Raw genomic sequence first — 2218 nt, 5'->3', positions numbered from 1 at the left:
ACGATTGTTCTGGTTAAACTCTAGGAACGTGGCCAATATCAGTTGACCACTACAATTACACCTTTCAAACCTTCACTCCTCTTCTGAATATAGTTTTTGATGTCTTGAGTAAATTTTAAAGTCAAAGTACTGAACTTTGGTAATCCCCTTTGATGGGGAAGATCCATCAAGACATGAAATGTAAGAATGTCTCTATAACGATTAGGTTTGAGAGATCGATAAAGAACGCACCAATTAACGGCACGATAAAATACGCTTGTGGCGATGGGCCGTAGTAACCCGTGATACCATTCATATTGAGCATGGCTGTCGGTGTCGCACCCAAACCAAAGCCCGCATGACCACTTGCCATCACCGCGGCATCATAATTTTTACCGAGTAGCTTATAGGTAACGGACGTAACAAACACAATAGTAAACAATGTTTGAATCGTTAGGATAACCACCAGCGACAACGCCATATCAAACAGCTGCCAAAGTTTGATTTCAAGCAATGCCATAGATAAGAAGACACTTAGGGCAATTGAGCTTAAACGTGCCACTTCGACCATCGCAATCTTGGCAGGTTTGCTCTCGCTAAATAGTGTTGAGAATAGTGCACCAACAAATAACGCATAGACGAAATTTGGCACCATGTTCAGCCAATGCACATCGAGCACAAGCACTAAACTATGTAGCATTTGGCTGAGCTCAACACAGCATGCTAAAAGAACAACGCTTCCGATGCCATGTAGTACATTGCCCTTAGTCGGCATGTGATGGGCCTTTTTGTGTTCCACATCTGCTGCATGTACGTTCGGTGTTGAAAGTTGATTTTTTTCAACCAAATACGTGCCTAAAGGCGCTCCGATAATACCGCCAATCACAAGACCAAAAGTGGCACAGGCCATCGCGATTTCGAGTGCATTATCGACACCAAAATGGTCATGAAACATCGACGCCCATGCAGCACCTGTACCATGCCCACCTGATAGGGTGATAGAGCCCGTCATCAGTCCTAGCTTAGGATCCAGCCCTAAGAACGAGGCTGCAGCGACACCAATAGCGTCCTGAAAAATAATATAAACAACGGCGATTCCGAGAAAGACAACGAACAAGCGTCCACCTTGGAATAGCTGCTTGATATTTGCGCTTAAACCAATGCCTGCGAAAAACATCAGCATCAACGTCTCTTTATAAGGAAGTTCAAATTCGAACTCCATTCCCATGCGATATAAGCAAGTAGTAATTAAGGCTGCGATGCACCCACCAATCACCGGCCCTGGGATATGATATTTACTTAATATTGGTGTGTGTTTTTTGGTTACCTCACCAAACAACAACATCAAGAGTGCCAAAATGGCAGATTCAACGGCATTTACAGAAATTACATTCATTATCACGACCTAAACAACCGAATAAAAAAGCCCCGACTTGACGGGGCTTATATTTTCTAGCAACTACGAATTACGCAGAGAACTCTTGGAAGTACTCATCCAACACAGTGCGTGTTGCACGGCCAATTAGCTCGTACTCGTGGTGAGTAAGGTTCGCTAGTGATACGCGTACTGAGGCGTGTACTGTGTCGAAACCTTTACCAGGTAGTAAGATGACGCCAGTTTCGTGAGCAAGACGGAATAGGAAGTCTTTACCTTTCTCGTTAGCTTTGAACCAGTCGACAAACTCTTGACCGTAAAGTTTGCCACCTAGCGTGTCTAGCTCTAGGAGTGTGTAGTAATCCACACGGTCTTTGTTCTCTTCGATTTCTACACCCATGTTTTTGTAAAGCGTTGTGTAGCGCTCACGGATGATGCGTTTGCAAGCGGCTTTGTAGCGACCTTCTGAGTCCATTAGACAAGTTAGAGCAAACATCGCCATTTGCACTTGTTGCGGTAGAGATAGACCGGCAGTGTGATTCAAGGCTACGCTACGGCTATCCGCAACGATGCGGTCGATGAACTTAATGTCACGTGGCTCTGGAGTCAGTGTTTTGTAACGGCCATCAAGTTGACACTGTTTTTCTTCGCTGAAAGAACTTAGTGCGTCATCAAATACGTTTTTGTGTTGGATACCAATGGTACCTAAACGCCAGCCTGTTGCGCCAAAGTACTTAGAGAACGAGTAAACACAAAGTGTGTTGTATGGTAGTTTTGCAAATAGAGAAACGAAGTCATCGGCAAATGTACCGTATACGTCATCAGTGATGATGAATAGGTCACTGCGTTGCTCATTCACAAAGT

Annotated in this window: 2 protein-coding genes; both read right to left on the bottom strand. The window is 44.3% G+C overall.

Annotation, left to right across the window (positions count from 1 at the left end; all coding sequences use genetic code 11):
* Window positions 1-166 precede the first annotated feature (166 nt).
* The gene (gene gltS / locus AB6E78_RS22805; protein ID WP_017061004.1) at window positions 167-1375 is read right to left on the bottom strand and encodes a sodium/glutamate symporter; all 1209 of its coding nucleotides are present in this window, start codon (window positions 1373-1375) and stop codon (window positions 167-169) included.
* A gap of 70 nt (window positions 1376-1445) precedes the next feature.
* Window positions 1446-2218: bifunctional aspartate transaminase/aspartate 4-decarboxylase (locus AB6E78_RS22800; RefSeq protein ID WP_372134262.1), on the bottom strand; the 773-nt coding region annotated here is incomplete at its 5' end.

It is taken from the genome of Vibrio sp. 10N.247.310.98 (assembly GCF_041467395.1).
In the GTDB taxonomy this organism is placed as follows: Bacteria; Pseudomonadota; Gammaproteobacteria; order Enterobacterales; family Vibrionaceae; genus Vibrio; species Vibrio crassostreae_C.
Note: the sequence above shows the minus strand (reverse complement) of the source record. Positions and strands in the feature narration are given on the sequence as shown.